The 25,008-nt window shown below is 71.9% G+C and carries 23 protein-coding genes; 12 read left to right on the top strand and 11 right to left on the bottom strand.

The genetic code is table 11. The features are described 5' to 3' along the window. Positions 1-39: 39 nt before the first annotated feature. The 6 genes from ACRX5W_RS19890 to ACRX5W_RS19865 all read right to left on the bottom strand — a co-directional run bounded on the left by ACRX5W_RS19890 (position 40) and on the right by ACRX5W_RS19865 (position 7,248). The gene (locus ACRX5W_RS19890) at positions 40-282 is read right to left on the bottom strand and encodes a chaplin (protein WP_436789560.1); all 243 of its coding nucleotides are present in this window, start codon (positions 280-282) and stop codon (positions 40-42) included. Positions 283-444: 162 nt separating this feature from the next. Beyond that, positions 445-2,949, bottom strand: a complete 2,505-nt coding sequence (locus tag ACRX5W_RS19885; RefSeq protein WP_436789559.1) for a DEAD/DEAH box helicase — start codon at positions 2,947-2,949, stop codon at positions 445-447. Between the two features lie 128 nt (positions 2,950-3,077). Next, a complete protein-coding gene (locus tag ACRX5W_RS19880) occupies positions 3,078-3,872 on the bottom strand; it encodes a metallophosphoesterase family protein (protein WP_436789558.1) in 795 nt (264 codons plus the stop codon). 132 nt (positions 3,873-4,004) lie between these two features. After that, positions 4,005-4,757 (bottom strand): DUF6629 family protein, encoded by a 753-nt coding sequence (locus ACRX5W_RS19875; RefSeq protein ID WP_436789557.1) that lies wholly within the window; start codon positions 4,755-4,757, stop codon positions 4,005-4,007. A gap of 413 nt (positions 4,758-5,170) precedes the next feature. Continuing rightward, the gene (locus ACRX5W_RS19870) at positions 5,171-6,562 is read right to left on the bottom strand and encodes a sensor histidine kinase (protein ID WP_436789556.1); all 1,392 of its coding nucleotides are present in this window, start codon (positions 6,560-6,562) and stop codon (positions 5,171-5,173) included. Continuing rightward, entirely contained in the window at positions 6,559-7,248 is a 690-nt protein-coding gene (locus tag ACRX5W_RS19865) for a response regulator transcription factor (RefSeq protein WP_436789555.1), read from the bottom strand. The genes ACRX5W_RS19870 and ACRX5W_RS19865 overlap by 4 nt, the downstream gene beginning before the upstream one ends. A 446-nt stretch (positions 7,249-7,694) precedes the next feature. Between ACRX5W_RS19865 and ACRX5W_RS19860 the strand changes: the two genes are divergently transcribed. The 6 genes from ACRX5W_RS19860 (at position 7,695) to ACRX5W_RS19835 (ending at position 13,325) form a co-directional block, all read left to right on the top strand. After that, positions 7,695-8,327, top strand: coding sequence for a hypothetical protein (locus tag ACRX5W_RS19860; RefSeq protein WP_436789554.1), 633 nt, complete (start codon positions 7,695-7,697; stop codon positions 8,325-8,327). A 166-nt stretch (positions 8,328-8,493) separates the two neighbouring features. Next, on the top strand, positions 8,494-9,882 hold the full coding sequence (egtA, locus tag ACRX5W_RS19855) for an ergothioneine biosynthesis glutamate--cysteine ligase EgtA (RefSeq protein WP_436789553.1): 1,389 nt from the start codon (positions 8,494-8,496) through the stop codon (positions 9,880-9,882). Next, entirely contained in the window at positions 9,863-11,188 is a 1,326-nt protein-coding gene (gene egtB, locus ACRX5W_RS19850) for an ergothioneine biosynthesis protein EgtB (RefSeq protein WP_436789552.1), read from the top strand. Before egtA ends, egtB begins: the two co-directional genes overlap by 20 nt. After that, on the top strand, positions 11,188-11,931 hold the full coding sequence (gene egtC, locus ACRX5W_RS19845; RefSeq protein WP_436789551.1) for an ergothioneine biosynthesis protein EgtC: 744 nt from the start codon (positions 11,188-11,190) through the stop codon (positions 11,929-11,931). Before egtB ends, egtC begins: the two co-directional genes overlap by 1 nt. A 7-nt stretch (positions 11,932-11,938) precedes the next feature. Further along, positions 11,939-12,922 (top strand): L-histidine N(alpha)-methyltransferase, encoded by a 984-nt coding sequence (egtD, locus tag ACRX5W_RS19840; protein WP_436789550.1) that lies wholly within the window; start codon positions 11,939-11,941, stop codon positions 12,920-12,922. Between the two features lie 133 nt (positions 12,923-13,055). Next, positions 13,056-13,325: a hypothetical protein gene (locus ACRX5W_RS19835; protein ID WP_436789549.1), complete on the top strand. Its 270-nt coding sequence runs from the start codon at positions 13,056-13,058 to the stop codon at positions 13,323-13,325. A 13-nt stretch (positions 13,326-13,338) separates the two neighbouring features. Here ACRX5W_RS19835 and ACRX5W_RS19830 read toward each other — a convergent pair whose 3' ends face one another. The 5 genes from ACRX5W_RS19830 to ACRX5W_RS19810 form a co-directional block, all read right to left on the bottom strand. Continuing rightward, the gene (locus tag ACRX5W_RS19830; protein WP_436789624.1) at positions 13,339-14,544 is read right to left on the bottom strand and encodes an SPFH domain-containing protein; all 1,206 of its coding nucleotides are present in this window, start codon (positions 14,542-14,544) and stop codon (positions 13,339-13,341) included. Between the two features lie 205 nt (positions 14,545-14,749). After that, complete coding sequence (locus ACRX5W_RS19825) at positions 14,750-15,850, bottom strand: peptidoglycan-binding protein (RefSeq protein ID WP_436789548.1); 1,101 nt, start codon at positions 15,848-15,850, stop codon at positions 14,750-14,752. A gap of 544 nt (positions 15,851-16,394) precedes the next feature. Continuing rightward, a complete protein-coding gene (locus ACRX5W_RS19820; protein WP_436789547.1) occupies positions 16,395-17,309 on the bottom strand; it encodes an NAD-dependent epimerase/dehydratase family protein in 915 nt (304 codons plus the stop codon). A 96-nt stretch (positions 17,310-17,405) separates the two neighbouring features. Further along, positions 17,406-17,786 carry an STAS domain-containing protein gene (locus ACRX5W_RS19815; protein ID WP_436789546.1) on the bottom strand — a complete coding sequence of 127 codons (381 nt, stop codon included), beginning with the start codon at positions 17,784-17,786 and terminating at the stop codon, positions 17,406-17,408. Positions 17,787-18,134: 348 nt separating this feature from the next. Next, on the bottom strand, positions 18,135-18,830 hold the full coding sequence (locus tag ACRX5W_RS19810; protein WP_436789545.1) for an aminoacyl-tRNA hydrolase: 696 nt from the start codon (positions 18,828-18,830) through the stop codon (positions 18,135-18,137). Between the two features lie 392 nt (positions 18,831-19,222). Between ACRX5W_RS19810 and ACRX5W_RS19805 the strand changes: the two genes are divergently transcribed. The 6 genes from ACRX5W_RS19805 to ACRX5W_RS19780 all read left to right on the top strand — a co-directional run bounded on the left by ACRX5W_RS19805 (position 19,223) and on the right by ACRX5W_RS19780 (position 25,002). Then, positions 19,223-19,891 (top strand): phosphatidylserine decarboxylase, encoded by a 669-nt coding sequence (locus ACRX5W_RS19805; protein ID WP_436789544.1) that lies wholly within the window; start codon positions 19,223-19,225, stop codon positions 19,889-19,891. After that, a complete protein-coding gene (gene pssA / locus ACRX5W_RS19800) occupies positions 19,878-20,777 on the top strand; it encodes a CDP-diacylglycerol--serine O-phosphatidyltransferase (protein WP_436789543.1) in 900 nt (299 codons plus the stop codon). Before ACRX5W_RS19805 ends, pssA begins: the two co-directional genes overlap by 14 nt. A gap of 306 nt (positions 20,778-21,083) precedes the next feature. Next, positions 21,084-22,418: a sensor histidine kinase gene (locus ACRX5W_RS19795; protein WP_436789542.1), complete on the top strand. Its 1,335-nt coding sequence runs from the start codon at positions 21,084-21,086 to the stop codon at positions 22,416-22,418. Further along, positions 22,406-23,182 carry a response regulator transcription factor gene (locus ACRX5W_RS19790; RefSeq protein WP_436789541.1) on the top strand — a complete coding sequence of 259 codons (777 nt, stop codon included), beginning with the start codon at positions 22,406-22,408 and terminating at the stop codon, positions 23,180-23,182. Before ACRX5W_RS19795 ends, ACRX5W_RS19790 begins: the two co-directional genes overlap by 13 nt. Positions 23,183-23,251: 69 nt before the next feature. Then, entirely contained in the window at positions 23,252-24,178 is a 927-nt protein-coding gene (locus tag ACRX5W_RS19785) for an ABC transporter ATP-binding protein (protein ID WP_436789540.1), read from the top strand. Then, positions 24,175-25,002: an ABC transporter permease gene (locus ACRX5W_RS19780; protein WP_436789539.1), complete on the top strand. Its 828-nt coding sequence runs from the start codon at positions 24,175-24,177 to the stop codon at positions 25,000-25,002. The genes ACRX5W_RS19785 and ACRX5W_RS19780 overlap by 4 nt, the downstream gene beginning before the upstream one ends. Positions 25,003-25,008: the final 6 nt, after the last annotated feature.

The raw sequence follows: 25,008 nt of genomic DNA, 5'->3' as shown, positions 1-25,008 counted from the left end.
GGGGGCCGTACGGCCGGTCGACCCCCCCGCCCACGGGTGTCAGGCGTTGGCGCAGGCGTTGCCGGCAGTCGGGTTCAGAAGCCCGATGATGTCGACGGTGTTGCCGCAGGCGTTGATCGGAAGGTGGATCGGCACCTGGATGTTGTTGCCGGAGATCAGGCCCGGCGAGTTGGTGGCGGTGCCGTCGGCGGCGCTGTCGGCGAACGCGGTGCCCGCGCCGAGGCCCGCCATGACACCGGCGGCGGCGACGATCACGGCCGACTTCTTGACCCAACTGGTCACTGGTTGCTCCTTGGGATGTGGGGATCCGCCGAGCGGCGGTTCCCGATCCACGTTCACGTCACACCCGGGCCCGCACAACCGACACAAGGGTGAATCGACTTGTAAACCAGCGATTCGGGCTAAACCCGATGTTTTTCCACCAAATGGTGGAGCGTCGGCGTGTCAGAGCCGGTCCACTCCCGTGACGCGGACGATCGCGCGGCCCTCCTCGTCCGACGCGGCGAGGTCGACCTCGGCGCTGATGCCCCAGTCGTGGTCTCCCTCGGGGTCGTCGAAGATCTGCCGCACCCGCCAGCTCCACTCCTCCTCCTCGACGAGGAGCATCTTGGGGCCGCGCGCGTTCGGGCCGGTGCCGAGCTCGTCGTGTTCGGCGTAGTAGCCGTCCATCGCGTCGGCCCAGCGGTCCGCGTCCCAGCCCGTCTCCGCGTCCAGCTCGCCGAGGTCGAAGTACTTGCGCAGCGCGGCGAGTTCGACGCGGCGGAACAGCGCGTTGCGGACCAGCACGCGGAACGCGCGGGCGTTGGAGGTGACCGGGCGGGGCTTCTCGTCCAGGATGTTCGGGCCTTCCTCGACCGCCTCGGGGTTGGCGAGTTGCTCCCATTCGTCGAGCAGGCTGGAGTCGACCTGGCGCACGATCTCGCCGAGCCATTCGATCAGGTCGAGCAGGTCGTCGGTCTTGAGGTCGTCCGGGACGGTCTGCTGCAACGCCTTGTACGCGCTCGCGAGGTAGCGCAGCACGATGCCCTCGGCGCGGGCGAGTTCGTAGAAGTTGGTGAACTCGACGAACGTCATGGCCTGTTCGTACATGGTCCGGACGATCGACTTCGGGCTCAGCTCGTGGTCGCCGACCCACGGGTGCCCGGTGCGGTAGACCTCGTACGCGTGCTCCAGCAGTTCTTCGAGCGGCTTGTCGTACGTGATGTCCTGGAGCAGTTCCATGCGCTCCTCGTACTCGATGCCGTCCGCCTTCATCTGCGCGACCGCCTCGCCGCGCGCCTTGTTCTGCTGCGCGGCCAGGATCTGGCGGGGGTCGTCGAGGGTCGCCTCCACAACCGAGACCAGGTCGAGGGCGTACGTCGGCGACTCGCGGTCCAAAAGCTCGAAGGCGGCGAGTGCGAAGGTGGACAGCGGCTGGTTGAGCGCGAAATTGTCCTGGAGATCGACGGTCAGCCGCACGACGCGGCCCTCGGGATCGGGGGTCTCCAGGCGTTCGACCACGGCTCCGTCGAGCAGCGAGCGGTAGATCGCGATGGCGTCGCGGATGTGGCGGCGCTGCGCGGCCTTGTCCTCGTGGTTGTCGGTCAGCAGGCGCCGCATCGCCTCGAAGGCGTTGCCCGGGCGGCCGATGACCGACAGCAGCATGGCGTGGCTGACCTTGAACCGCGAGGTCAGCGGCTCGGGTTCGGCGGTCTGCAGGCGTTCGAACGTCTCCCCGCTCCACGAGACGAACCCCTCGGGGGCCTTCTTGCGCACGACCTTGCGGCGCTTCTTGGGGTCGTCGCCGGCCTTCGCGAGGGCGCGCAGGTTCTCGATCTCGTGCTCCGGCGCCTGCACGACGACGTGGCCGACGGTGTCGAAGCCCGCGCGCCCGGCGCGCCCGGCGATCTGGTGGAACTCGCGCGCCCGGAGCCTGCGCACGCGCACGCCGTCGTACTTCGACAGGGCGGTGAACAAAACGGTGCGGATCGGCACGTTGACGCCGACACCGAGGGTGTCGGTGCCGCAGATGACCTTCAGCAGGCCGGCCTGGGCCAGGCGCTCCACGAGCCGGCGGTATTTGGGCAGCATGCCGGCGTGGTGCACGCCGATGCCGTGCTTGGCCCAGCGCTCCAGGTTGCGGCCGAACTTGGTGGTGAAGCGGAAGTGGCCGATGAGGTCGGCGATCTGCTTCTTCTCCTCCTTGGTGGCCAGGTTGATGCTCATCAGCGACGCGGCGCGCTCGACGGCGGCGGCCTGCGTGAAGTGCACGACGTAGACGGGCGCCTGGCCGACGCGCATGAGTTCTTCGAGCGTCTCGTGAATCGGCGTCGTGACGTATTCGTACGTCAGCGGAACCGGGCGTACGGCGGACCGCACGACCGCGGTCGGACGCCCCGTGCGCCGCGTCAGGTCCTCCTCGAAGCGCGTGACGTCGCCGAGCGTCGCGGACATCAGCACGAACTGCGCGTGCGGCAACTCCAGCAGCGGGATCTGCCAGGCCCAACCGCGGTCCGGCTCGGCGTAGAAGTGGAACTCGTCCATGACGACCTGGCCGACGTCGGCGTCCGGCCCGTCGCGCAGCGCGATCTGCGCGAGCACCTCGGCGGTGCAGCAGATGATCGGCGCGGTCGCGTTGACGCTGGCGTCGCCGGTCATCATGCCGACGTTCGACGTCCCGAACGCCTTGACCAGGTCGAAGAACTTCTCCGAGACCAGGGCCTTGATGGGCGCGGTGTAGAAGGTGCGCTTGCCGCGGGCGAGCGCGTAGTAGTGCGCGCCGAGCGCGACCATCGACTTTCCCGAGCCGGTGGGCGTGCTGAGGATGACGTTCGCACCGGAGACCACCTCGATGAGGGCTTCCTCCTGTGCCGGGTACAGGCTGATCCCGCGCTCTTCGGTCCAGGCGGTGAAGGCCTCGAAGAGGCTGTCGGGGTCGGTGTCGGAGGGGAGCCGGTCGATGAGGTTCACACCACCATCCTGCCGGGTGGGACGGGCCTCGTGTGGCCCGGCCCGACAACCGCTCCGCGGTCTGCGCCTGCTCCCGGTCCCCTCCCCGTCCCGTCTCCGTCTTCCCGCCGCGGGGCCCGGGCCGCGCGTCACCGGGTCAGGACCACCACGCGGCCGTCGACGTTGACCACGTGGCCGGCGCCGAGGCGGGCCAGCGGGCGGTCCCAGTGGACGTGCCCGCACACGGTGAGCGCGGCGGAACCGTCGATGAGACGGGCGCCGATGACGGGGTTGCCGTACTGCTCCCGGCGGGCTCCCGCCGGACCCTCGTGCAGCACGAGCACCTCGGGGTCGGCCCGGGCGACCGCGGCGAGCAGTGCCAGGAACTCGGCTTCGGCACGGCGGTCGGTACGCCGCGGGTCGCCTATGACGCCGCTGACCCCGCCGAAGCGGACTCCGCCGTATTCGACGGTGTCGCCGTCGAGCAGCGCTGCCTCGCCGCCGAGTCCGGCAACGTCCTCGGGCGTGAGCAGGTCGTGGTTGCCGGCGACGCCGACGATCCAGGCGGTGCCGGCCGCGGCGAAGGCGAGCCAGACGTCCACGACCTCGCCGGAGGCGCCCCGGCGGTTGGCGCGCGGCGCGGAGTAGAGGTCACCGGCCAGGACGACACCGACCCGGTCGAGGGGCGGCAGCAGGCCGGAGGCCGCCCACACGGCCATGTGGTCGGCCAGCGCGATGCCGAGCAGGACGTCCTCGCCGCCGTACGGGGACGGCGCGATGCCCTGGAGGTCGCCGGTCAGCACGACGGCGTCGACGCCGTCGGGGAGGGTGTCGACGCGAAGGCTCTCGACGGTGAGCAGCGCGCTCTCGGTGCCGCCGCCGCGGCGGGCACGCCGGTATCTGACCTGGGTGACCGGCTCCACTTTGCCGTTGAGAACGCGCATGTTCCCCACGGTACGGCCCCACAACGCCGGAACGCCCGTGTGGATCTTGCCCGAACACCGCCCGCGGCGCCCCCGCACACACGCGTGCGGGCTTGCCGGCACCGCCTTTTGACGATGCGTCAAGGGGCCTTGTCACACAGGGCGATGGCTTGTGTGCCCGGTGTTCCCCGAATGCCTCGCGTGGACGGCCTGGGTGCTCCCCCGGCGTGCGCCGCCGTCGGACGGGACGGCTTCGGCCGATTCGCCGCTCACCCTGGAGCGCACCCACGCGAGAAGCATCACCGACGCCACCGCCGCGAGCGCGCACCACGTGGACGCGAACTCCTTTGTCCACAGCCAACCGCACACCCCCGCGCCGACCGCACCGACAGCCCCGAAAAGCACGAGGATGCGGTCGCCGGACGCCAGCAGCGCGCCGAGGGTGGCCACCAGGTACCCGCCGATGAGCGGATACGGGTGGTCTATCCCTATGGCGTACTGCACGGTGTGGCCGTTGACCTGCGCGTTGACCGGGCCGTCGGCGAGGGCGGCGCCCAGCAGCGCCGCGACCACGACGCCGATTCCGGACAACGCCGCGAGAGCGACGCGCCGACTGCGGTCCGCGGTCGGCCACACCGCCGCGAGGACGCCCAGCGGAACGAGGAACGGGAGCAGCGGGAACGCGATGAACGCCCATATCTCACGGGCGAGTTCGGCCGCCTGCTCGGTCGCCTTGCCTTCCTCGCCCCGCCACACGACCGCTTCGACGAGCTGATGGAAGCCGAGCAGAAGGGGAACCGACGCCAGCGGGACATCCCGTGCGTGCCGCACCGAAGCGAGCGTTGCAATCCCCACCGCGCTCACGGCGGTTCCGGCGATCACATCGGCGGTGGCACTCCAACACATACGACTTCGCGCTCCCCTGCGGCTTGTTCCAGCGTGGCACGCACGGCGGACGTGCGCGCGGGCGGAAGGCCGCCTCACGCCGTACAGCCCCGGCCAGGGCGAACGCATTCCCCGGCATCCGGAACAGGGGTGCCTACGCCGCGTGTTCCGTACTTGACGATCACCGCAGGAAGGGCGAACCCCGGGCTTTTCGACTTAAGCCTTCCTTAAATCATGGCGTTCCGGTGTTCAAGCGCCGCAGATCTGGTTAACGTTGCTTGCGCAGGCCGTTCCGGATTTGCCGGGGCTCCCCCCCACCGGGCGGCCGAGGCTCGACCCAACCCCCCAGGGTCTGTGCCATCAAGGGGATTGATCCCCTTGGCGCGGGCGTACCCACCCCCACCCGGTGCGCCCGCGCCCCTTTTTTGTCCGCGTCAGTTCGCGTCGGCTGGGCTTCGGCGTGCCCCGCCGGTGCCACGGCCCTTGCGCGCCCGTCTTCGCCGCCGGGACGACGTCGGCTTGCCGGCCCCGAACCGCACGGAAACCTGGGCACCGCCGAGTACCGAGCGCTCCAGGCGCACCTCTCCCCCTGTCGATTCCGCCACGCGCCGCACGATGTCGAGTCCGAGGCCGGTCGACCCCTCGCCGCCGTCGCCGTACCCGCGGCGCAGAGCCGCCTCCGGGTCGGTGATGCCGGGTCCGCCGTCGGCCACCAGCAGGATGACGGTGTCGCCCGCGGCCGGCCCGCCGACGTGCAGTGTGACCGCGAACGGCGTGCCCTCGGGGGTGTGCCGGAAGACGTTGCCGAGCATCGCGTCGACGGCGGCGGCCAGTTCCGCGCGCGGGACCGGGACGCGGACCGGGCCGTCGTGCTCGTCGGCGCCGTCCAGACGCCAGGTGCGGTCCTCGTCCTCGGCGAGCGCGGACCAGAAGGCGATGCGGTCGCGCACGACTTCGGCGAGGTCCCCCCGGATCTGCTCGACCGCGGCGGTCTGGCGGCGCGCGGTCCGGATGATCTGGTCCACCTCGCGCTCGAGTTGCGCGACCGTGTGCCGGGTCTGCTCGGCGACCGTGCCGTCACCGAGCGAGGCGGCGTTGAGGCGCAGCGCGGTCAGGGGCGTGCGCAGGCGGTGGGACAGGTCCGCGGCCATTTCGCGTTCGGCGGCCATGAGTTTTTCGACGTGGTCCGCCATGGTGTTGAAGGCGGTGGCCGCCTCCCGGAGTTCGGTCGGGCCCTGGGGATTGATGCGGACGGTCAGGTCACCGCCGCCGAGCGTGCGGGCGGCTCCGGCGAGGGCTTTCGCGGACCGTACGACGCGGGCGCCGAGGCGGTCGGCGACGAGGAGCGACCCGCCGACGAGCATGACCGCGACGCCGGTCAGCACCAGCCACGCGGTGCCGACGCCGCGCGACACGTCGTCGTCGGGGACGTACACCTCGACGACGGTCACACGGCCGCGGTCGAGCGCGACGGGCTGGAGAAGCGACCAGCCGCCTTTCGTCCGCACCCGGAACGCCTGCGCGCGGTCGCGGGCCCGGTCGAGCGCGTCCGGAGAGGCCCGAGGGCGGCCGATGACGGCGTCGTCGGGCAGGTGCACGGCGACGCGCCCCTCGACGCCGGCGGGCACGCTGGCGAGCGCGGGTTCGAGGGCGGCGCGGTCGGTGGTGATCACCAGGGCGGGCTGGAGGGCCGCCGCCTGGCGTTCGGCGTCGGCGAAGGCCCGGTCGCGGGCGATCTCGCGGACCACGAGGCCGAGGGGGATCAGAAACGCGAGGGCGACCATCGTCGTCACCGCGAGGGCGACCCGGACCAGCGTGCCCCTCACGGAGGAGCCTCCAGCTTGACCCCGACGCCGCGCACGGTGTGCAGGTACCGCGGCTGCCGGGCGGTCTCACCGAGTTTGCGGCGCAGCCAGGACAGGTGGACGTCGATGGTCTGGTCGTCGCCGTACGACTGGCCCCACACCGCCGCGAGGATTTCGCGCCGCGGCACGACGGAGCCGGCGCGGGCGGCGAGGAAGCCCAGCAGGTCGAATTCGCGGCGGCTGAGGTGGAGGGGCGTGCCGTCGAGATCGGCGACGCGACGGCGCAGGTCGACGCGCAGGCCGCCGATGCGCAGCACGTCCCCGGCGTCGCCGTCGCCCGCACGCCCGCCTGCGCGCCGGAGAACGGCGGCCATGCGCGCCTCCAGGTGTTCGCCGGAGAACGGCTTCGTGACGTAGTCGTCGGCGCCGGCGTTGAGCAGCCGTACGACTTCGGCCTCGTCATCGCGGGCGGTGGCGATGATGACGGGGACGTTCGAAATACCGCGCAGCATCTTGAGCGCCTCGCCGCCGTCGAGATCGGGCAGCCCGAGATCGAGGACGACGACGTCGAAGGGGTGCCGGGTGACCTCGCGCAGCGCTTCGAGCGCGGTGCCGACGCCCCGGACCCCGTGTTTCTCGCGGGTGAGGTGACGAATCAGCGCGGAGCGCACGAGCTGGTCGTCTTCGACCACGAGCACCAGGGCCATGGCTCGAAACCGTAGCGGCCGAGGCCGCGGGCGCGGCCAGGTACCTCCGTATTGCGCCCGGTGCGAGGGCCGCCCGATACGACCGTCACCGCGATCCGAACGGTTGGCCGACTCTCGTCGCATCGGCTTTGACGCCGACCTCCCCGGGCTTCCCGAGCGCGCGGGCGATCCCCGGGTGTGGGCAGGGGCCGCGCCGGGCACGGCGGGGTCCCCAGTCGCTGGTAGGCGCACGGCGACAACCCTGCGGGCGTGCGCGGCCGCGGCGCGCCCAGTCGGTCGTACGCGCACGGCGACAACCCTGCGGGCGTGCGCGGCCGCGGCGCGCGAGTGTGTCATCCGGCGGCCGGGCCCCGCGCAGGCCCCGGGACGGTCTCCGCGAGCTTCCGGGCGCTCTGGAAGACCGGTCCCTCGTTCGGCAGCCGGCCCCGCACGGCAGGATGGGCGCCGTGCGACGAGGGGTGACGAGGTTCGCGGCCTGGCTGGCGGTGACGGCGACGGCTGTCGCGTTGTCGTGGTACGGCGTGCGGACGGTGTTGCGCGGCACGGTTTTCGAGCCGCCCCGGGCGCCCGCGCTGGCCGCGGATGCCGTACACGGCCCGGCCCCGGACCCGGCGTCGCTGCCGCCCGCGTCCGACGTGACGATCTCGGCCACTTCGCAGCCGCCTACGGGGCCGTCGAGCAGCCCGCCGCCCGCGTCCCCGTCGGCGCGCCCCACATCGGCGGTGCCGTCCTCGGCGGGACCGTCGCCGTCCGGTCCGCCGCCGACGACGAGCCCGGTGGTCGACCCGTCGGCCGGCGGCACCGCGCAGACGCGGTCGGAGCCGGTGTTCCGGATCGACGCCGCGGACGGGCAGGCGGGATCGACGCGGACCTACCAGCTCAAGGGCGGTCGGGCCGTGTTCACCTTCACCGCGGACGCGGCGACGCTGGTCGCCGCGACGCCCGGTTCGGGGTGGGCGGTCAAGGTCCGTGAGGGCCACCGGTGGCTCCGCGTGGACTTCACCCGCGGCGGCCGGACATCGTCGGTTTTCGTGACGTGGAACGGCCATCCGCCGTTGGCGGCGACGTACGAATCGTGAGGCGAATCGCGTGGCCGGGGCCGCGGTTCGCGCGGTGATGGACATGTCGCCCGCCCCCGCTGTTCGGACGTGCGTTTGATTCCGTTAAGCATGTCGGGATGGGCTAACGGGTAGGCGGGGGTCGGATCGCGTTCCGATCAGCTCATTCCTCCCAGGAGGCGGCCAAATGTCCCAGGAACCCGCACGCCACGCGCACGGACCTGACGCCCCGGGGCTCATATCCCGCGACGGCACCGGCCCCCCGCTCGAACGTCCGCTCGACCCTTGGTCCGACTCCCGGCCCGAGTCGGGCGCCCCCCTGAGTGAACACGAAGCAGAGGCCCTCGCCGCCGCGACCTGCCTGCGCCCCGGGCCGCCCGGCCCCGTCGGGGTCGAGATCGAGTGGCTGGTGCGCGACGAGTCGGACCCGGCCTGGCCGGTCACCGGCGAGCGCGTGAGCACGGCCCTGGCGAACACCCCGATGCCCGGCGGCGGCCAGGTCACCCTGGAACCCGGCGGCCAGCTCGAACTGAGCTCCGCGGTACGCCCGTCCCTCGCCGGCTGCATCGAGGCCGCACAGCTCGATGTCGCCCTGCTGCGGGACACCGCCGCGGAAGCCGGCCTCGTCCTCGCCGGCGCGGGTGTCGACGCCTACCGCGCACCGCACCGCACGCTCCAGACCCCGCGCTATGCCGCGATGGAGCGGTACTTCGACAAGACCGGCCACTGGGGCCGCATCATGATGTGCAGCACCGCGTCGGTGCAGGTCTGTGTCGACCCGGGCGACGAGTCCGCCGGCCCGCACGGGGTGCGGCACCGGTGGGCGCTCGCCCACCGCATCGGCCCGGTCCTGCTTGCCGCGTTCGCCAACTCACCACACCACGGCGGCCGTTCGACCGGCTGGGCGTCGACGCGCCAACTGGCCTGGTCGCGCCTCGATGCCGCGCGCACCCGGCCGCCGCAGCACACCGAGGACACCGACCCGCGCGAGGCGTGGGCGCGGTACGTGATGGACGCGCCGGTGATGTGCGTACGCCGCGACGGGCAAGCCGACTGGACGATCCCCGCGGAGGCCTTCAGCTTCCGCGACTGGACCCGCGGCGCCTGGGACCGCCGGCCGACCGCCGCCGACCTCGAACTCCACGCCACGACCCTGTTCCCACCGGTACGCGCACACGGCACGCACCTCGAAATGCGCATGATCGACGCGCAGCCGAACGACGGCTGGACCATCCCGTTGGCCATCACCGCCGCCCTGCTCGACGACCCGAACGCGTCCGCGCGCGCCTGGGAGCACACCGAGCAACTCGCGCGTTCCGCAGCCGCCGCGCCGCCGTACGCGTGGTGGTTGCGCGCGGCCCGCTTCGGACTCGCCGAGCCGCTGCTGCGCACCACCGCCCGCGCGCTGGTCGCCGCCGCCCTCGACGCTCTGCCACGGATGGGGGTGCCGCCGCAAGTGTTCACCGACGCCGTCGAGTTCGCCTACCGCTACACCGATCGGGGCCGCTGCCCGGGCGACGACCTGACGCCGGGAGGCGCACCCAAGGGAGCCCGCCATGCCGCGCCCGCACGCTGACAACCGCACCGCGACCGTGTTCCAGGAAGCCGCCCGGCAGGCCATGGAGCGGGCGAGGCGGCGTACCGGCGCTTTGACCGATGCCGTCGACGACGCCGAACTGGTCCGGCAGCACTCGGCGTTGATGTCGCCGCTCGTGTGGGACCTGGCGCACATCGCGAGCCAGGAGGAGATCTGGCTGCTGCGCACTGTGGGCCGCCAGGAGCCGCTGCGTCCCGAAATCGACGACATCTACGACGCATTCCGGCACGCCCGCGCCGACCGCCCGCAACTGCCCCTGCTGGCCCCGGCGGAGGCCCGCGTCTACGCGCGCGACGTGCGCAACCGCGTCCTCGACCTGATGGAGCGCGTGCCGTCGGGTGAGGATCCGCTGACCCGCGACGCGTTCGCGTTCGGCATGATCGCGCAGCACGAACAACAGCACGACGAGACGATGCTGGCGACGCATCAGCTCCGCACCGGCGCGGCCGTTCTGGAAGCCCCGGAGCCGCCCCGGGCGTTCGATGTCCCCTCCGAGGAAGTCGTGATCCCGGCAGGCACGTTCACGATGGGCACGTCGGCGCATCCGTGGGCGCTCGACAACGAACGCCCCGCACACGCCGTCCACGTGGCCGCGTTCGCTCTCGACACGACACCGGTCACATGCGGCGCCTTCCTGGCCTTCGTGGAGGACGGCGGGTACAACGACCCGCGCCTGTGGACCGAGGAGGGCTGGGCCCACCGCGTGCGCGAGGAGTGGACGGCACCGGGTTTCTGGGTGCGCGACGGCCGCACGTGGCTGCGGCGGCGGTTCGGGGTCCTCGAACCCGTCCCGCTCGGCGAACCGGTCGTCCACGTCTCGTGGTTCGAGGCCGACGCCTACGCCCGGTGGGCCGGTCGGCGCCTCCCGACCGAGGCCGAGTGGGAGAAGGCCGCGCGCCACGACCCGGCCACCGGGCTGTCGCGCACCTACCCGTGGGGCGAGGACGAACCGACGCCCGAGCACGCCAACCTCGGCCAGCGCCACCTGCGTCCGGCCGCCGCCGGCGCCTACCCGGCCGGGGCGTCCGCCCACGGGGTACGTCAACTCCTCGGCGACGTATGGGAATGGACGTCGAGCGACTTCACCGGCTACCCGGGCTTCGCGGCCTGGCCGTACAAGGAGTACTCCGAGGTGTTCTTCGGCCGGGACTACAAGGTCCTGCGCGGCGGTTCGTTCGGCACCGACGCGGTGGCGTGCCGTGGCACGTTCCGCAACTGGGACTTCCCGCAGCGGCGGCAGATCTTCGCGGGTGTGCGGACCGCCCGGGACGCGGGGCCGCGCTGATGTGCCGTCACCTGGCGTACGTCGGCGCCCCCACGAACATCCACCGACTCGTCGTCGCGCCGCCACACGGCCTGTACGAGCAGTCGTGGCAGCCGCGCGCGCAAAAGTACGGCACCGTCAACGCGGACGGCTTCGGAGTCGGCTGGTACGCCGACGAAGACCCCCGCCCGGCCCGCTACCGACGCGCGGTACCCATCTGGGCGGACCCGTCGTTCGCCGACGTCGCACGCGTCACGCGCACCCGCGCCCTGCTCGCCGCCGTCCGGTCCGCCACCGCCGGGACCACGCAGGGCGAGGACGCGGCGGCGCCGTACACCGACGGCCGTTGGCTGTTCAGCCACAACGGACGCCTCGAAGCCTGGCCGCACGGCCTCGGCGCGTTGGCCTCGACGCTCCCGCCCGAAGACCTGCTGTCACTCGAATCCCGGTGTGACTCGGCCCTGTTGTGGGCACTGTTGCGCCGCCGCCTGGCCGACGGCGAGCCGGCCGACCGGGCGGTGGCCGCTGTCGTCGCCGAGGCGGCCGCGGTATCCGACGGCCGTTTCAACCTACTGGTGACGGACGGCGAGACGATCACCGCGACCGCGTACGGCGACACGCTTTTCCACCGCACCACGTCCGACGGCGTGTTCGTCGCCTCCGAACCCGACGCGGACGGCGGCTGGACGCCCGTTCCCGACCACACGCTCGTGACGGCCACTCGGGGAGCCGTCCGCCTCCACCCGCTGACGGCAAGGAGTTGAAGGACCCGTGACCCGAACGACCAGGCTCAACGTGCGCGGTCATCTCCCCGATGGCTACCTCGCGGACGCGTTGCGGCGCGACGCCTCCCTCGGCCTGTCCGCCGACCCCAAGTGGCTTTCCCCCAAATGGTTCTACGACGCCCGGGGCAGCCGGCTCTTCGAGGAGATCACCAAGCTGCCCGAGTACTACCCCACGCGCGCCGAACGCGAGATCCTGCGGCGCCATGCGGTCGACATCGCCCAAACCGTCCCCGCCCACAGCCTCGTCGAACTCGGCTCGGGTTCCTCGGAGAAGACCCGGCTGCTCCTCGACGCGCTGCGCGGCATCGGGTCGTTGGAGCGGTACGTGCCCGTCGACGTCAGCGAGGCCGCCCTCGTGGAGGCCGGCGAGTCGCTGCTGCGCGACTACGCGGGGCTCACCGTGGACGCGGTCGTCTCCGACTTCGGCGCGCATCTGGGCATCCCCGACGACGAACCCGGCCCGAAGCTGGTGGCCTTCCTCGGCGGCACGCTCGGCAACCTGCTGCCCGACGAGCGCGCCGCGTTCCTCGCCTCGGTCCGTTCCGAGCTTCGCCCTGACGACGGCTTCCTGCTGGGCGCCGACCTGGTCAAGGATCCGACGGTCCTGGTCCGGGCGTACGACGACACCCAAGGCGTCACCGCGGAGTTCAACCGCAACGTGCTGCACGTGCTCAACCGCGAACTCGACGCCGACTTCCACATCGAACGGTTCGAACACGTCGCGGTGTGGAACGCCGAGCAGGAGTGGATCGAGATGCGGCTGCGCTCGCAAGGCGACCAGTCGGTCAAGGTCGGGGGCGTGGACCTGCTGGTGGATTTCGCCGACGGCGAGGAGCTGCGCACCGAGGTCTCCGCGAAGTTCCGCGCCTCCGGGCTCACGCTGGAACTCGAACGCGCCGGCTTCGCCGTGACCCGCTGGTGGACCGACGCCGAGAACCGCTTCGGGGTGGCGCTCGCGGTTCCCGTGTAGAAGTTCGGCCGCGTACCGGCGGCAGACACCGAAGAACACCCCGCGGCCTTGCGGTCACGGGGTGTTCTTTGCGTTACTGAACCGACCCGCCCGCCTGGTCCGGGCACCCGCCGGGCATCGAAAGGTCGCCGACGTGCCGAGAACACGGGATGAGACGACAGTCGACATCGTCATCGCCCTCGTCGTCGGGGTGGTGCTGACGACCGCCGTCGTCGGCTGCGGAGCGATCGCCGCCAAGCTGTTCTTCTCCGGGAGCGGTTCCGCCCGCGGTCACCTCGTCGTCACCCGCATCAGCCTGGTCGCGGGCGTCGCGTCGGGTGTGGCCGCCGCCGCGTTCCACCTCGCCAAGAAGCGAGGCGGGTGGCCCGCGGCGGAAAGCCGCGAACCACCCGCCTCGCCCTGAGGCGCCCTGGCACTCAGGGAAGCATCGGTGGCTGGGGTGCGGTGCGTGACGCGTACATCGCGACGGTCAGATCGCGGATGAAGCTCGTTCGGCTGTCGTCGTCGAGGCGTACGAGCGCACGCCGCGAGAACTGCTCGACAGCCTGCGAGACGGTGTCGACCACGTCGTCGAGCACCGCCGTGCGGGTCGTGGCGTCGAGGCTCGCGATGCGCCGCCGCAGCATCGAGTCGGCGATCTGCGGCGCGTAGTCCATGTGCAGCACCTGCGCGGTGAAGACCCGAATGCCGGCGGCGGCCATCGCCCCGGAGAGCCGCCGCGTCATCTCGTCGTTGACGTGCTCGGTGTCGCGCAGCGACGCGGATCCGTGCGTGAAGCTGTCGCACGGCAGGGTCGCGACGACGCCGCTGACCGCCGCCTCGATCTGCTGGCGCAGGTATTGCTCGCAGTCGCGCACCGCGAAACGGGCCCGGGCGGTGTCCCGGACCTGCCACACGACGAGCACCATGACCTGGAGCGGGGTGCCCTGACGGTCTGTCACCTGCATGGGGCGGCTGCGCCAATGGCGGATACCGACGTCGAGGCTGTGCCGGCGGCTCAGCGGTGGCGCCCACACCAGTCCGGTGCGGCGGACGGTGCCCTGGTAGCGGCCGAAGCGGCTCAGCACGCGCGCGGTGCCGGCTTCCACGACGAACATGCCGAGGATCAGCAGCAGCCCGAGCACGGCGCCGAAGACGCCGATGCCGATCGCGAGGGGTTGGGGGATGTCGAGCATCGGGTTGCCGCGCACCCGGCCGGGCAGCCGGTCGTTGACGGTCCCGGTCGCGATGACGGCCCACGCGACCGCGCACAGCGACACCAGGACCGCGGGAACGACCACCCACCCGGCCAGCGACGGCGCGGTGTGCTCGCACATCTCCTGGTCGGCGCGCGGAAACCGGGTGTGCGCGGGGCCGCCCGCAGGGTGCATGGCGTACGGCGCGGGCGGGATCCCCGTCGCGGTGACGGCGGTGCCGCCGGTCGTCTGCACCGTGTCCTTGCCCCTGTCCGGGAAGCGGGCGAGTTGCTGGGGATGCGGCAGTTCGGGCCAGGCCGCCGCGACGGGCGCGGGGGCGAGTCCCGAGGCGTTCAGCACCCGGACCTCGGCGGTGTCGAGGACGCGGCCGTCGACGGCGCCCGCGTCGGCGGGTGGCTGGGGTGTGGCGTGTTCGATGACGGTCATCTGCACCCGGGGGGTGCTGGGGTGGGGCCGGCTTCCCGGCAGGTCCGCGGTCGGGGCTGGTCTGGTGTCCGGGCCCGCGGCATGCGGTGCCCTCGTTTCCCCCGTCGAGTCTTCGCGTGTCACTTGAGCTCCTCACGCATCGTCGTCGACGCCGTTCCTTGGCGGCGGACTTCCGCCTTCGTTCCGTGCGTGTCGTGCGGCACGTTCAACTCATCAGGCGGGACCAGGTCTGCGGTCCCGGTATTCCGTCGGCGTTGGCGCCGGTCCACCCCTGCGCGCGCTGGAAGGCCGCGGTGGCCTGCTGGTCCGCGGTGCCCCACGTCGGACCGGGGCCCTGCTTGTAGTAGCTGCCGTAGCCCTTGGCCACGAGCGCCTGGCCGAGCTGGGTGATGTACGCGTTCGACTTGCCCGGCCCGAAGTACTGCGTGCCGGGGAAGGGGACGACCGTCGCGGCCGTGGTCCCGGTGTCCACGATGTTCTTGTAGCGGTACGGCGTGTAGCTCGACGCGTAGTTGAAGTACGCGTACGGGATGGTGCGGTGCTGGGTGCCGGGCGGAGTCTGCTCGTAGCCCACGTACTTCGTGCGCGCCGCGTCGGCCCACTTCTCGAAGATGATCACGTGCGAGCCCACCGCGGGGTTGGCGGCGTTGTGGAACAGCAGAATGTCGCCGGCCTTCAACTCGCTCTTGGAGATCGCCGTGCCGTAACTGGCGAGGTCTCCGGTCCACGCGTTCTTGCCGAGCGCCCAGGCCATCGCGACGAAGCCGGAGCAGTCCTGGCGGTAGCCCCCGTTGTACGCGCTCTGGCTGTACGGCACGCCCGCGTCGACCCACGTGCGTGCGCGTTGCAGCACTTGGGCGCGCGTGATGGTCGCGAGTTTCGCCGGCGCGCGGAGGGCCGCCGGGGCCGTGGCGGTCTTGCCGCCGCTCGACCCGAAGCGCAGCGGCCCGGGCGCGCCCTGCGGGTATCCGCCGGCGGCCTGCTGGTCCAGGAGTCCCTGGAGTGTTCCGTGTCCGTCGTCGCGTTCCTCCTCGGGAGGTTGCCCGCGGTCATGCGGGCGGCCGTCGGTCTGTTGCCGATGGCCTTGGTCGTCGAGAGGCGTGTCCGTGTCGATCGCGCTCGCCGCGGCGGGGCCCACGCCCGCCGCGACGAACCCCGCGATGACCACGGACGCCGCCGTTCGTCGCGCACGGCGCGCCGGATTTCCGCCGGACCGCAGGACTTGGTCCTGCCGGCGCCTCTCCGCCATGCAGGCGAGGCACGCGCAGGACGCGTCTGCGATTTCGTCGAACACCGGGTCTTCCATGGAAACCTGCCTTGCCGTCGGCCTTTTGGCCGGTCCGTTGATGGATCGATTGGAACACCACTAATCACACAAGTCACTCTCATTCGGTCCAATCAGGTCACAAGGTGCCTAACGCCGCATAAACCCGCGTTCACCCGTTGGACGGCCCGACAAGGGCGCCTCGGCACCGGAAAAGTGACGGGTCGACAGGTGCGCGGCGCCAACGATGGCGAGATGAACTTCCGTGCTGGGCGGAAGTGTTGGCGGCAACGACGAATGGCCTTCCGAAACGGGCACGGCACGCTGTCGCGGGACGGCGCAAGTGTGGCGTGTCGCGCGACGTGCACGCCGAGCGCGTGAGGTATGCGCACGCCGCACGGCAACGCGCGGAGCCCGCAGTCGGGTGGTGCGCGGCCCCCCGGGCGCGCGGAGCGCGAGTGCTCGCGCGGCGACGCGCTCGGGTGCCGTCGCGCGGTCGCTTGGGGCGCGTGCTCGTGGTCATCGCACCGGGCCGTCGACGTGCTCGCCTCTCTCCGGCAGCGCGCCCGGAAGTCGATCCCTCGGGTCAGCCCTTCAGGAGTTCCGGGTGGAACTTCTCGACCATGCGACGCATGCCGTCCTTCCAATGGACCCCGGTCGTGCCGATGAGCTCGTGCATCCGGGTGAGGTCCAGCGCGACGCCGGTTACGGTCTCGTCGGTGGTCTCGAACTCGGGGTCGAGGCCGGTCAGTTCCCCCAGGTGGGCGCACCACTCGCGGATGCTCACCGGGTCGCTGCCGCCCCAGTTCACGGTGGTCGCGGGGGTGGCCGCGGCGGCGAACAGCGCCGGGAGGGAGTCGACGACGTCCTGCTCGTGAATGGGGTGGTACACGCTCGGGCCGTCGGGGTGCACCTGGATCGGCACGCCCGCGATCATCATCTCCAGGTGGATCGCCGGCCAGCCGCCATTGTCGCCGTACGGCACGCTGAGCCGGGCGATGGTGGTCGGCAGGCGGTAGCGCGCGGAGCCCCAGCGGGCGGCGCCTTCCGCTGCGATCTTGCAGATGCTGTAGGTCTCCAGGAACGACCAGACCCGGTGGTTGTCGCCCAGCGGGTCGGACTCGCGGAAGGTGCGGTGTCCGTCCGGCTGGTAGACCGCCGTGGACGAGCAGTGGAGGAAGGCGCGCGCCGAGCGGTGGTGGTCCATGAGCCACAGCACGCCGCCGGCGTTGGCGTCCAGGTCGGCTCCCCAGGCACCGCTCTTGGCGACCGCGAAGTTGACGACGTAGTCGGCGTCGGCGGGCAGATCCGCGACGTCGCCGGCCGCCAGATCGATCCGGACGCACGTGACTCCGGCCGCCTCAAGGCGTTCGCGGGCCTCGTCGTCGGTGAAGCGGGCGGCTCCGTACACCTCGTTGTCGCGCGCGAGCATTCTCGCCACGGGCTCGGCGACCTGGCCGGTGACTCCGGTGACGACGATTTTGGAGCCTTCGAGTGCCACGCCGAGCCTCCCCGTGTACGGACGCGAATACGCACCGCAACGTAGCGCAGTCGCTTGACTGAAGCAACGAATGCGCGGGGGCTCGGCCTTCGGCGTTCAGGCGGTGATCGCCTCGACCTGCCGGTCGCCGGGGCCGTCGGCGAGGGCCTCGCCGAGTGTGGGGTGCACGTCGAACAGGCGACGCAGCCCGAGTGCGGTGAACACGCGGTTGACGTGGTGCTCCTTGTTGGGCGGCATCACCAGCCGCAACTGGCCCGAGCACGAGCGCAGCAGGCGCCGGGCCCCGACCAGCGCGCCGATCCCGGTCGAGTCGCAGAAGACGACGTCGGTCAGCTCCAGGATCAAGTGGTGACGCCCTTGGGCCACCGCCCGTCTGACGTTCTCCCCCAACTCCGGGACGACGGCGAAGTCGACCTCCCCGGAGACGAAAAGCACGGTCCAGCCTTCGCGGTCCTCGGTGGTCACCTGAAGATTCACTCGCGGGCGCTCCTGGTCGTCGGCAGGCGGGCCCCGCCCGGCGGACCGCAACCCCGGCCGCGCGGCGCGGAGGCCGGGCGAAAGGCCCGGCCGTCGTCCACCGTAGTGGCCGGTCGTCGGGCCGGGCCGGCCGCCATGGTCACGTGCCGGTCTCGGTTGCTGCCCGAAACTGTCACCGGGCTGTACCAAATCCCTTGGCGGGCAAGGCGTATGACGTGCTATCAGCACGGGTGTTCGCGCCCGGCTGCACGCGGAACGCGCCGCGCGTCGCCATGATGGCGCCAAGTCGCCGTGCCGGAACCGAAGTTGCGGTGCGTCACGGGTCTACGGCCGGCGCGTGTCTCCGCATCAGCCCGCAGGATCCCGCAATTCGGGGATGTCCGCGACCACCGTGCAGGAGCCGGGAGCGATTTCGGTGAACCCGGCATCGCGCACGACGGGAAGGCCGGACGCCGTCAAGGCGGGCCACGCGGCGGCGGACGCGGTGCGCACGGCGAGAGGAAACCCGTCCGCCGCCCAGTGCTTGCGTGCGTCGGGGCCGAGCCGCCACCAGGCCAACTGGGCGGCGTGGCCGGCCTGGGCCATCGCCTTGCCGGCGGACATCGCGAGGTCCGGGTTCGTCCACAGCACGGGAACCCCGGATTCCGGCGCGGACGGCGTGGCGGGGTCGTCGAGATCGGTGCCGGAAACCTGAAGCCGGGCAAGGTCCTTGGGCCACGCGTCGAGGGGCACGGGAGGGAACACCCGTACCTCGGCGCCCTCGTGGGCGAGCGTGATGCCGTCCAGCGCCGAAGCGCGCCGCCACTCGGCACCGCGCGCCCGCCGTACCACCTTGCGGATCCGCCCGTCCGTCCACGCGGTGACCCGCGCGGCCCACTCCCCCTCCGTCGCCCGCTCGTCGGCGAGGAACGTCAGCACCGCGCGCGCCGCGGCCTCCAGCGCGGCGGTCCGGGCCGGCGGGGCGTCGCGCTCGATACGGACCACCAGCGGCAGGACGAATTGCGGGACGGCATCGCGGTCGGGAGCGGGCGTGGGCGAGCTCATGCCCTTGATCATGCCGCACGACCGCCGGCGGCATGGACGGACCGGACCCCGCCGTGCGCCGGAGCGTCCGCGGGCCCAGCGGCCCCCGGCGTTTGTCACGCCTGTGTCACAAAACCTGCAAGAGAACGGCTTTTGTCCCCGATAACCGCCTCCAGCAGCGATTTTCGAGGGAGGAGATTTGGCACCGAGCGTATCCGCCGGGCAACCTTGACGGTACGAACACACGTGGCTCCCGGATGCGATACACCCGGGAACCACGAGTCTGTGGCGATTTGCGCGCGCGTCATCGGTCAAAGACTCGACCAGGCATGAGGCGCAATGACCCTCCGTGTAGGTAGCATCCGCCGAGTGCCGCCCGGTCCCGACGGGCAAGCCCCCGACAAAGGTTCTCGATGAGTGACGATTCCCCCGCGCCGACCTCCTCAGTCGACCCGTCGCACAGTACGCGCGTGCGCCTCGCCAAGGGGGCTTCCCCTTGGCTGGTGCCGACCGCGCTGACCGCAGCGGTGACCGGCTGTGCGGCGCTCCGCTCCCGGCGCTGGGCCGTGGCCGCCGTGCCGACGCTGGCGTTGACCGGCGGCATGCTGTGGTTCTTCCGCGACCCGGAGCGCACCCCCGTCGAAGACGGCATCATCGCCTCCGCCGACGGTGTCGTGCAGAGCATCGACCCGTGGCCCGACGGCCGGACCAGGGTCGCGACGTTCATGAGCCCGCTGAACGTGCACGTGAACCGTGCGCCGTTGACGGGCACCATCAAGTCCGTCGAGCACAAGCCGGGCGGCTTCATCCCGGCGTTCAACAAGGAGAGCGAGAACAACGAGCGCGTGGTGTGGATCTTCGACACCCCGCGCGGCGAGATCGAGCTCGTGCAGATCGCGGGGACCGTCGCGCGTCGGATCGTCCCGTACCTCGAACCGGGCGCGGAGGTGGAGGTCGGCGAGCGCATCGGCCTCATCCGCTTCGGGTCGCGGGTCGACGTCTACCTTCCGCCGGGCATCGAGCCGGCGGTCACGGTCGGCCAGCGGACACGAGCCGGGGAGACGCGCCTTGACCAGGTCTGACGGCCTCGACCGATACGACGGTTTTGATGGGTTCGACGGCTTCGACCGGTTCGACAAGATCGTTCCGGTCGCGGAGTACGGCGACGAGCGGCCGATCCCGCGTACCGACCCGGACGCGGAGGAGACTCCGCTGTCGTCGCGCATCTCCGCGGCCGACGTCCTCACACTCGGCAACGCCGCATGCGGCTTCCTCGCGGTCTACTTCCTCGCGGTGGCCACCGTCGCCCAGCACATGGACGGCAACGGCGTGCCCGCCGACCGGCGCAGCGCGGCCGCGGCCGTGGTGCTCATGCTGATCGGCGCGCTGTTCGACCTGTGCGACGGCCTGGTCGCGCGCAGGTTCCGCCGGTCGGCGCTCGGAGCCGAGCTGGACAACCTCGCCGACGTCATCTCCTTCGGCGTCGCGCCCGCGTTCTTCGTCGTCACCTGGGCGGCGATCCCGCTCGGCCCGGACAAGACACCAGCGGTCCTCGTCGCGTTGTCGGTGCTCATCGCGGGTGTGCTGAGACTCGCCCGGTTCGCGTCGACGCCGGGGCGTCCGGGGGTCTTCCAGGGCATGCCCATTCCCATGGGCGCGTTGACCGTGGTCTCCATCGTGCTGCTCGACCTGCCCTTCGCGGTGGGTGCGGCGGGCATCCTGCTGACCGCATGGCTCATGGTCAGCCGCATCGAGTACCCGAAGCCGCAGGGCAAGTTGGCGATTCTGACGATGCTGTTCATCGCGGCCAGCGTGAGCTGCCTCACACTGTGGGCGACGGACTCCCCGGGCGGCGACTCGATGCTGATGATGGGCGCCTGCCTCCAGGTGTCGCTGGCGCTGAGCATTCCGGTCATGGCGATGACGCGGCGCGGCGCACGGTTCATCGGCGTACGCATGATCCGCTAGCACGCTTCGGTCGCTTCGTACGCGACATGTGGACGGCCCCGGTTTCCGCCGGGGCCGTCTCTTTTTGTTCCGGCGTTCGCGAGCGGGCCGCGGATGCACGTGGCGGCGAGCCGCCCGAGGCCTGCCTTGCGGTGGTCTCGGTGCGCCGGAGGCCACCGACCAAAGTCGACTGCGCGAGCGACTTCCGCCGCTGCCGCCGCGCCGGACGGCCCGGTTACGCTCGACGCACCGGGATCCGGCGGGTCGGGAGCGACCGACGGCTTGGGCCCGCGTACCGCACCGGCACGACGCGAGGGAGTTCGGGAGATGTCCGGGGCCCCCGGGGTGTCGCGGGTCACACGGTGGGCACGGCGGCTGCGGCGTGACCGCGGCCAGTGGGGCGTCGATGCCGCGGTGGCGGTCCTCGGTCTCGCCGTGGGCCTTCTGCTGCTGCTCGCCACCGTGTCCGACGACCCGGCCGTGCGCGAGCACGTACGCGCACAGGCGGCGGGCGGCGTCGTGGCTGCGATCCTTCTGTTCTTCCTCCGGCGCAGCCACCCGGTCGCGCTCGCGGTGGCCGGCATCCTCACCGGATTCCTGGTGGTGCCCGTCTCGGGGCTCGCGGTCGCGGCGTTCTTCGGGGTGGCCGTCCAGCGCCCGGCCAGGACCGCGCTGCTGGTCACCGGCGCCCACGCGGCGCTGGTCCTCTTCCTTTTCCGCATCGGCGACACGTCGCCCAGCGACTACTGGCAGGGCGTGGGGACCTTTCTGTTCCTCGACGCTGTCGCCCTCACCACGGGCATGCTGGTCCGTTCGCAGCGCATGCTCGTCGCCTCGTGGGCGGACCGTGCCCGGCAGGCGGAGAACGAGCAGCGCCTGCGGGTGGAAGAGGCCCGCCACCTGGAGCGCGAGCGCATCGCGCGCGAGATGCACGACGTGCTGGCCCACCGGATCTCCCTGCTCGCGGTCCATGCCGGGGCGCTGGAGTTCCGGGCCGGGGCCTCGCCCGACGAGGCGCGCGCGGCCGGGGTCATTCGCCAGTGCGCGCACGACGCGTTGGAGGACCTGCGCGAGGTCATCCGGATGCTGCGCGCCGATCCCGTCGCGGAGGCCGACCACGGACGGGGAGACGGCGCCGACGACGGTGCCGCCGATCGCCCGCAACCGACACTGGCCGACCTTCCCGCGCTCGTCGACCAGTCGCGGCGCGCGGGGGCGGTTGTCGACCTGGTCGTCAAGACGCCCGCGGAGGCCGCGTCGCCGCTCGTCGCGGCGGCCGGCGACCGCGTCGGCTCGGCCTCGTCCGGCACCGGCGACCGGCACGACGGCGGCGACGGCATGCCCGGCCGGGCGCTCCCGGACGTGCCGGAACGGCTCGGCCGGCACGCGTACCGCATCGTGCAGGAGGGCCTGACCAACGCGCGCAAACACGCGCCCGGCGAGCCGGTTTCGGTACGCGTGGGCGGCGACGACGCCCGGGGCCTGTGCATCGAGATCGTGAACCCGCTGCGTTCGGACCCCCCGGCCACACCACCCATACCCGGTTCCGGGTCGGGACTCATCGGCCTGCGCGAGCGCGTCAACCTGGTCGGCGGCGGGCTGGAGCACGGCGTCGCGGACGGTGAATTCCGCCTGTACGCCTGGCTACCGTGGAGTCCGTGACCAATCCAGCGCACCCCGGTTCCGACGAACCGCGCCACGACCGGCCGCCGCACGCCGAGCCACGCGACCGGCGGCCCGATTCCCCCGACACCGTAAGGGTGTTGCTGGTCGACGACGACGCTCTCGTACGCGCCGGGCTGTCGATGATGCTGTCCGGGCCCGACGACATCGCCGTGGTCGGGGAGGCCGCGGACGGTTCCGAGGTCGACGCGGCGGTACGCGAACACCGGCCGGACGTCGTGCTCATGGACATCCGCATGCCGACCATGGACGGGCTCGCCGCGACCGCCCGGCTGCGTTCCCGCCCGGACGCCCCGCAGGTCATCGTCATGACGACGTTCGACACCGACGACCACGTGCTGCGAGCGCTGCGCGCCGGAGCGGGCGGGTTCCTGCTGAAACACACGCCGCCTGCGGACATCGCCCGGGCGATCCGCCTGGTGGCGGCCGGTGAGCCGATGATGTCGCCGTCGGTACTGCGCCGCATGATGCAGCTCGTCGCGGTCACCGGCGCCGATCCGCGGCAGGAGCGGGCCCGGGCGCTGCTCGCCCGGCTCAGCCCCGGCGAGCGCGAGGTCGCCGCGTTGGTGGGGCGCGGGTCGACGAACGCCGAGATCGGCCGCGAGTTGTCGCTGAGCGTCGCGACGGTGAAGGCGTACGTCTCACGCCTGCTGACGAAGCTGGACCTCAACAACCGGGTGCAGATCGCGTTGCTCGTGCACGACGCTCAGGACAGCGGACCGACCTCCGGCCCCGGACGGTAGCCCTTGGTCGGCCGGGCATCGACGTCCGGCCGATGCACGGCCGAGGCCGGCGACGGCACGCTCGACGGCATGATCACCGTCGAAAACCTCAGCAAACGGTACGGGGACCACCGTGCCGTCGACGATGTCTCCTTCACCTGCGAGCCGGGCACGGTCACCGGCTTCCTGGGGCCGAACGGCGCCGGCAAGTCGACGACCATGCGGATGATCTGCGGCCTGACCGAGCCCAGTTCGGGTCGGTCGGGCGTGCTGGGTGTGCCGTATCGAACGCTGCCCAATCCGGGGCGGCACGTCGGTGTGCTGCTCGACGCCGCAGCCCGGCATCCGGGACGGAGCGGACGCGAGACCCTGACCCTCGCCGCGATGGTGCTGGGCGTCGAACGCTCGCGCGTGCGCGAGGTATTGGACGATGTCGGCCTTGCATCGGCCGCGCACCGCCGGGTCGGCGGGTATTCGTTCGGGATGCGGCAACGGCTCGGCATCGCCCAGGCGTTGCTGGGCGAGCCGAGCGTGCTGATTCTTGACGAGCCCTCAAGCGGCCTGGATCCGGAGGGGATCCACCGCATGCGCGGGTTGCTGCGCGACTTCGCCGACCGCGGAGGGACGGTGCTGCTGTCGTCCCACCTGCTGCTCGAAGTGGAAGCCGTAGCCGACCGGTTCGTGATGATCGCACACGGCCGGGTGGTCGCGCAGGGAGTCAAGGACGAGCTTCTGCGCGGGCGTTCGGGTGCATTGGTCCGCGCCGAGGACCGTACGGCGTTGCACCGGGCGCTCGCCGAGGCCGGCTTGACGGTACGTCAGACGAATGCGGACGGCGGGCTCGTGGTCGACGCGGGCCCGGCGGAGGTCGGGCGGGCGGCGGCACGCGGCGGCGTCGCCCTCGTGGAGTTGCGCGGCGCGGACGATTTGGGGCTTGAGGAGCTGTTCCTGAGCCTGACCGGCTCGGGCGGCGACCCGGCCGACGGCTCGGAGACCGAGAAGAAGGCGGCGCGATGAGCACGGGAACGCGCACCGGGACGCGTGCGGGCGGCAGACGTACGGACACCGCGTCGGCCGAGGCGGCGCTGTGCTGTGCATCGGCCGCGCCGTCGTCGTGGCTGCTGACGCTGGTCGAGATGCGCAAAATGACCGACACCCGTTCGGGACGCTGGGTGCTCGCCGTCATCGGTCTCACCATGGTCGGCATGACGTGCCTCGTCGTCTTCGCGGCCGACCCGGGCGACCGCACCACGGCGGAGCTGTTCCTCGCCTCCCAGACAGGGCTGTCGCTCCTGCTGCCGGTCGTCGCGATCGTGGCCGTCACCGCCGAGTGGTCGCAGCGCGACGGGCTGATCACGTTCGCGCTCGTCCCCGCGCGCGGGCGCATCATCCGGGCGAAGGTGCAGGCGGGACTGATCCTGGCGGTGTGCGGGGTCGCCCTGAGCGCGGTCGTGACCGTGGGCGGCCACGCGCTGGGCATCGCCACCGGCAATGCCGACGGCGGCTGGGCGATCCCCCTCGACCTCGTCGCGACCCGGGTTCTGGACTGCGTGATCGCGGTGTTCGCCGGTGTCGCCTTCGGGATGCTGCTGGGCAGTCCGCTGCTGTCGATCCTGGCCTTCTACGCGGTGCCGATCGTCCTCGGCATCCTCGGCGGCACGGTCTCCGCGCTCGACGGCACGATGACGTGGATCGATCCGGGCCGGGCGTTGACGCCGTTGAGCGAGGTGGGCGACGTCAGCGCGTCGGAGTGGGCGCATATGGCCACGTCGACGGCGTTGTTCACCGTGCTTCCGTTCGCGGGCGGCGCCTGGTGCCTGCTCCGCCGGGAGGTCAAGTAGCCGCGC

The sequence above is a fragment of the Yinghuangia sp. YIM S10712 genome (assembly GCF_051388935.1).
Classification (GTDB): Bacteria; Actinomycetota; Actinomycetes; order Streptomycetales; family Streptomycetaceae; genus Yinghuangia.
Note: the sequence above shows the minus strand (reverse complement) of the source record. Positions and strands in the feature narration are given on the sequence as shown.